This is a genomic window from Aeromicrobium sp. (genome assembly GCF_049586495.1).
Classification (GTDB): Bacteria; Actinomycetota; Actinomycetes; order Propionibacteriales; family Nocardioidaceae; genus Aeromicrobium.
Map to the genome: position 1 here is coordinate 1 of NZ_JBAVCB010000102.1, position 5,482 is coordinate 5,482.

Below are 5,482 nucleotides of genomic sequence, written 5' to 3' on the forward strand. Positions count from 1 at the left end.
CCTCAAGGGACTGAAGCTGTTCGGTCGCAAGCCGATGCCCACGTGGGGTTCAGACCTCAGCGGCATCGACTTCGACAACATCAAGTACTTCGTGCGGTCCACCGAGAAGCAGGCCACCACCTGGGACGATCTGCCCGATGACATCAAGAACACCTACGACCGACTGGGCATCCCCGAGGCCGAGAAGCAGCGCCTCGTGTCCGGCGTTGCCGCTCAGTACGAGTCCGAGGTCGTCTACCACTCGATCCGCGAGGATCTGGAGGAGCAGGGCGTGCTGTTCCTGGACACGGACACGGCGCTCAAGGAGCATCCCGAGCTGTTCCAGGAGTACTTCGCCACGATCATCCCGGTCGGCGACAACAAGTTCTCCGCGCTGAACTCCGCCGTGTGGTCCGGTGGCTCGTTCATCTACGTGCCGCCCGGCGTCCACGTCGACATCCCGCTGCAGGCGTACTTCCGCATCAACACCGAGAACATGGGCCAGTTCGAGCGCACGCTGATCATCGTCGACGAAGGTGCCTACGTGCACTACGTCGAGGGCTGCACCGCGCCGATCTACTCCAGCGACTCGCTGCACTCCGCCGTCGTCGAGATCATCGTCAAGAAGGGTGGCCGTTGCCGCTACACGACGATCCAGAACTGGTCGAACAACGTCTACAACCTGGTCACCAAGCGCGCCGTCTGCGAAGAGGGCGCCACGATGGAGTGGGTCGACGGCAACATCGGCTCCAAGGTCACCATGAAGTACCCGGCGGTCTACCTGATGGGCGAGCACGCCCGCGGCGAGACGCTGTCGATTGCCTTCGCCGGCGAAGGTCAGCACCAGGATGCTGGCGCGAAGATGGTGCACGCGGCCCCCAACACGTCCAGCTCGATCCTGAGCAAGTCGGTGGCTCGTGGCGGCGGACGCACGTCGTACCGGGGTCTGCTGCAGGTGCTCGAGGGCGCCGAAGGTTCTGCCAGCACCGTCAAGTGCGATGCGCTGCTGGTCGACCAGATCAGCCGTTCGGACACCTACCCGTACGTCGATGTCCGCGAGGACGACGTCACGCTCGGTCACGAGGCCACGGTCTCCAAGCTCAGTGACGACCAGCTCTTCTACTTCATGTCACGCGGCATGGGTGAGGACGAGGCCATGGCGATGATCGTTCGCGGGTTCGTCGAGCCGATCGCGCGCGAGCTGCCGATGGAGTACGCCCTCGAGCTGAACCGCTTGATCGAGCTGCAGATGGAAGGGGCTGTTGGATGACCTTGATCGACCACGCTCTCGAACACGTCGAGAGCCACCTGCACCCCGAACCCACCTACGACGTCGACGCTCACCCCGTGCCCACCGGCCGGGAAGAGATCTGGCGCTTCACCCCGCTCAAGCGGCTGGGTGGTCTGCTCGACGGCACCCCGTCGGACGCCCGCCTGGACTGGAAGGAAGAGATTCCTGACGGTGCCACCGTGAGCTCGATCGGTTCTGACGAGGCGAGGGCACTCAACGTGGCCGCCCCGTTCGACCGTCTGGGAGCCCTCGCGGTCGCCAACGCTGGCGGCGCCACCCTGCTCGACATCCCGGCCAACACCGAGCTCGACAGCCCGGTCCGGATCACGCTGTCGGGCACCACGGCCGGCGAGACGGTGTGGGGTCACGTCGCGATCCGCGTCGGAACCCACTCCAAGGCGACCATCGTGGTCGATCACGTCGGCAGCGCCATCTACAACGCGTTCGTGCCAGTCATCGTGGGTGACGGCGCCCAGGTCGACATCGTCACGGTCAACGACTGGCAGGACGATGCGGTGCACGCCGCCCAGTACAACGTGCGGGTCGGGCGCGATGCCGCGCTGCGCATGTTCGAGTTCAGCCTCGGCGGCGATCTGGTGCGCACCAACGTCAACGTCGACTACGCCGGTCCTGGCGGCAGCATCGACCTGCTCGGCATCTACTTCGCCGATCAGGGTCAGCACATCGAGCATCGCCAGTTCATCGATCACACCGCTCCTCGCACCAAGAGCAATGTGGAGTACAAGGGCGCCCTGCAAGGCGACGGCGCTCACACCGTGTGGGTCGGCAACGTCCTGATCCGCAAGGAAGCCCAGGGCATCTCCACGTTCGAGAGCAACGACAACCTCGTGCTCACCGACGGTGCCAAGGCTGACTCCGTGCCGAACCTGGAAATTGAGACCGGCGACATCGAGGACGCCGGACACGCGTCCACGACGGGCCGTTTTGACGATCAGCACCTGTTCTACCTGCAGAGCCGTGGCATTCCGGAGGAAGAAGCCCGCCGCCTCGTCGTGCACGGCTTCTTCAACGCCATCATCCGGCGCATCGGCGTCCCGGAGCTGGAGGAACGGCTCGTCGCGGCCATCGAGGAAGAGCTGGCCGAACACATCGGTCGTCCGGCGGTCTCCGCATGACCTTCCAGAAGGCTGCCGCACTCGCCGACGTTCCGGTCGGCGGAGTCCTCGCGGTCACGATCGACGGAGTCGAGATCGCTTTGGTGCGTGACGCTGACGGCGTCTACGCACTGCGCGACGAGTGCTCGCACGCGGCGGTTCCGCTGTCCGAGGGCGATGTCACCATCGGCGACGGCGGCTGCGAGATCGAGTGCTGGCTGCACGGCTCGCTGTTCGACGTCCGCACCGGCAAGCCACTCAACCTCCCGGCGATCGAGCCGGTTCCCACCTATCCCACCCGCGTCGAGGGCGACACCGTCCTCGTCGACGTCTGAACCACAGGAGCACCCACCCATGGCAACTCTGGACATCAAGGACCTGTTCGTCTCGGTCAAGACCGAGGACGGCGACAAGGAGATCCTGAAGGGGGTCAACCTCACCATCACCTCCGGTGAGGTGCACGCCATCATGGGCCCGAACGGCTCGGGCAAGTCCACGCTCGCCTACACGATCGCCGGTCACCCCAAGTACACCGTCACCAGCGGAACGATCACGCTCGACGGCCAGGACATTCTCGGCATGACCGTCGACGAGCGCGCGCGTGCAGGCCTGTTCCTCGCCATGCAGTACCCCGTCGAGGTTCCCGGTGTCTCGGTCGCGAACTTCCTGCGTACCGCCAAGACCGCCATCGACGGCGAGGCTCCCAAGCTGCGCACGTGGATCAAGGACGTCAACGCGGCGCTCGAGCGGGTCACGCTCGACAAGGAGTTCTCCCAGCGCAGCGTCAACGAGGGATTCTCCGGTGGCGAGAAGAAGCGCCACGAGATCGCTCAGCTCGAGCTGCTGAATCCGAAGTTCGCCGTGCTCGACGAGACGGACTCCGGTCTGGACATCGACGCCCTGCGAGTCGTGTCCGACGGCGTCAACCGCTACAGCGACCAGGGCGACCGTGGCGTGCTGCTGATCACCCACTACACGCGCATCCTGCAGTACATCAAGCCCGACTACGTTCACGTCTTCGTGGCCGGCAAGGTCGCCGAGCAGGGCGGTCGCGAGCTCGCCGACCAGCTCGAGGCGGAGGGCTACGACAAGTACACGAAGGCTGCAGCCAGCTGATGACACTGCTTGAGGGCACGACGTTCGATGTCGCCAGGATCAGGGAGGACTTCCCGATCCTGGAACGTCGGCTGGCCGGCGACCTGCCGCTGGTGTACCTCGACAGCGCCAACACGTCGCAGAAACCCACGCAGGTGATCGACGCAATCGATCGTCATTATCGGCTGCACAACGCCAACGTGGCGCGCGCCATGCACCAGCTGGGCGCGGAGGCGAGCGGCGCCTTCGAGGACGCGCGCACCCGGATCGCCGAGTTCATCGGTGCACCGATTCGCGAGGAGGTCGTGTTCACCAAGAACGCGTCCGAAGCGCTCAACCTGGTGGCCCGCACATTGGGTGATTCGGGCCGCATCGGCCTGGGTGACGAGATCGTCATCTCCGAGATGGAGCACCACTCCAACATCGTGCCGTGGCAGCTGATGTGCGACCGCACCCACGCCACGTTGCGGTGGTTCGGAGTCACGGACGAGGGACGCCTCGACCTGTCGAACCTCGACACCTTGATCACCGAGCGCACCAAGGTGGTGTCCCTGACGTGGGTGTCCAACATGCTCGGCACCATCAACCCGCTCGAGCCGATCATGGCCCGTGCCCGCGAGGTCGGTGCACTGGTCGTGGTCGACGCTTCGCAGGCTGTGCCGCAGCTGCCGGTCGATCTGTCCACGCTGGGTGCTGACTTCGTCGCGTTCACCGGCCACAAGATGGTGGGTCCCACCGGCATCGGCGTGCTCTGGGGTCGCTACGACCTGCTGGCCGAGCTGCCGCCGTTCCTCGGTGGTGGCGAGATGATCGAGACCGTCACGATGGAGCGCAGCACCTTCGCTCGTCCACCGGCGCGGTTCGAGGCGGGCACTCCGCCGATCGCCCAGGCCATCGGCCTGGCAGCAGCTGCCGACTACCTGACCCGCATCGGCATGGAGAACGTCGCCGCTCACGAGCAGCAGATCACCGCCTACGCGCTGGGCGCTCTGCAGGAGATCGACGGACTCACGGTCATCGGTCCCAAGGAAGCCGTCGACCGCGGGGGAGCGATCAGCTTCACGCTCGACGGCGTGCACCCGCACGACATCGCCCAGCTGCTCGACTCGCGTGGCGTGGCCGTTCGTGCCGGGCACCACTGCGCCAAGCCGGCTCACCTGCGGTTCGGCGTGCAGGCCACCACGCGCGCGTCGTTCTACCTGTACACGACCACCCAGGAAGTCGACGCGCTGGTCGAGGCCTTGCTGCACACCAAGAAGTACTTTGGGGCGTGACTGATGACTGATGCCATGAACGTGGATTCGTTGTACCAGGAGATCATCCTCGACCACTACAAGCGCCCACATGGCGCTGGCCTGCGTGAGCCGTTCGAGGCCGAGGTCCATCACGTCAACCCGACCTGCGGTGATGAGCTCACGCTGCGGGTACACCTCGACGGCAACACCGTGGCCGATGTGTCCTATGCCGCCGAGGGCTGCTCGATCAGCCAGGCCTCGACGTCGGTCATGTACGACCTGCTGATCGGCAAGTCGATCGAGGACGCCATGAGCGTGCTCGACACCTTCACCGAGCTGATGCAGGGCAAGGGCCAGATCGAACCGGACGAGGACATCCTGGAAGACGGCATCGCCTTCGCCGGTGTGGCCAAGTTTCCCGCCCGCATCAAGTGCGCACTGCTGTCCTGGATGGCCTGGAAAGATGCCGTTGTCCAGGCTCAATCACCACCGACCACCCCTACCGAGGAGAACGCATGACCGAGATCGATCACAGCGACCTTCCCGAGGTCGACACCAGCACGCCCACCGGCGCCACCGGTAGCGGCGCCACCACCGAAGCCGACGTCATCGAGGCCATGAAGGACGTCGTCGATCCCGAGCTGGGCATCAATGTCGTCGACCTCGGCCTGGTCTACGGAGCAGACGTCGACGAGCACAGCAACACGGTGCTGTCCATGACGCTCACGTCCGCGGCCTGCCCGCTGACCGACGTCATCGAGGACCAG

At 65.3% G+C, this 5,482-nt stretch carries 7 protein-coding genes; all 7 read left to right on the forward strand.

Features of this window, described 5'->3' with window-relative positions:
- On the forward strand, nt 1-1,249 hold a 1,249-nt coding region (sufB, locus tag WB508_RS05755; RefSeq protein WP_423843926.1), incomplete at its 5' end, for a Fe-S cluster assembly protein SufB.
- Nucleotides 1,246-2,406 (forward strand): Fe-S cluster assembly protein SufD, encoded by a 1,161-nt coding sequence (gene sufD, locus WB508_RS05760; protein ID WP_423843927.1) that lies wholly within the window; start codon nt 1,246-1,248, stop codon nt 2,404-2,406. The genes sufB and sufD, both read left to right, overlap by 4 nt.
- Nucleotides 2,403-2,720, forward strand: coding sequence for a non-heme iron oxygenase ferredoxin subunit (locus tag WB508_RS05765; protein ID WP_423843928.1), 318 nt, complete (start codon nt 2,403-2,405; stop codon nt 2,718-2,720). Before sufD ends, WB508_RS05765 begins: the two co-directional genes overlap by 4 nt.
- Nucleotides 2,721-2,739: 19 nt before the next feature.
- A complete protein-coding gene (gene sufC / locus WB508_RS05770) occupies nt 2,740-3,501 on the forward strand; it encodes a Fe-S cluster assembly ATPase SufC (RefSeq protein ID WP_423843929.1) in 762 nt (253 codons plus the stop codon).
- A complete protein-coding gene (locus WB508_RS05775) occupies nt 3,501-4,754 on the forward strand; it encodes a cysteine desulfurase (RefSeq protein WP_423843930.1) in 1,254 nt (417 codons plus the stop codon). Before sufC ends, WB508_RS05775 begins: the two co-directional genes overlap by 1 nt.
- Before the next feature lie 15 nt (nt 4,755-4,769).
- On the forward strand, nt 4,770-5,234 hold the full coding sequence (gene sufU, locus WB508_RS05780) for a Fe-S cluster assembly sulfur transfer protein SufU (RefSeq protein WP_423843932.1): 465 nt from the start codon (nt 4,770-4,772) through the stop codon (nt 5,232-5,234).
- Nucleotides 5,231-5,482, forward strand: a 252-nt coding sequence (locus WB508_RS05785) for a metal-sulfur cluster assembly factor (RefSeq protein ID WP_423843931.1), incomplete at its 3' end; no start/stop codon positions are given. The genes sufU and WB508_RS05785, both read left to right, overlap by 4 nt.

What these genes read in the sequence shown, in the direction of transcription:
- sufD (WP_423843927.1), top strand. Translation starts at nt 1,246, where the DNA reads ATGACCTTGATCGACCACGCTCTCGAACACGTCGAGAGCCACCTGCAC.
- WB508_RS05765 (WP_423843928.1), top strand. Translation starts at nt 2,403, where the DNA reads ATGACCTTCCAGAAGGCTGCCGCACTCGCCGACGTTCCGGTCGGCGGA.
- sufC (WP_423843929.1), top strand. Translation starts at nt 2,740, where the DNA reads ATGGCAACTCTGGACATCAAGGACCTGTTCGTCTCGGTCAAGACCGAG.
- WB508_RS05775 (WP_423843930.1), top strand. Translation starts at nt 3,501, where the DNA reads ATGACACTGCTTGAGGGCACGACGTTCGATGTCGCCAGGATCAGGGAG.
- sufU (WP_423843932.1), top strand. Translation starts at nt 4,770, where the DNA reads ATGAACGTGGATTCGTTGTACCAGGAGATCATCCTCGACCACTACAAG.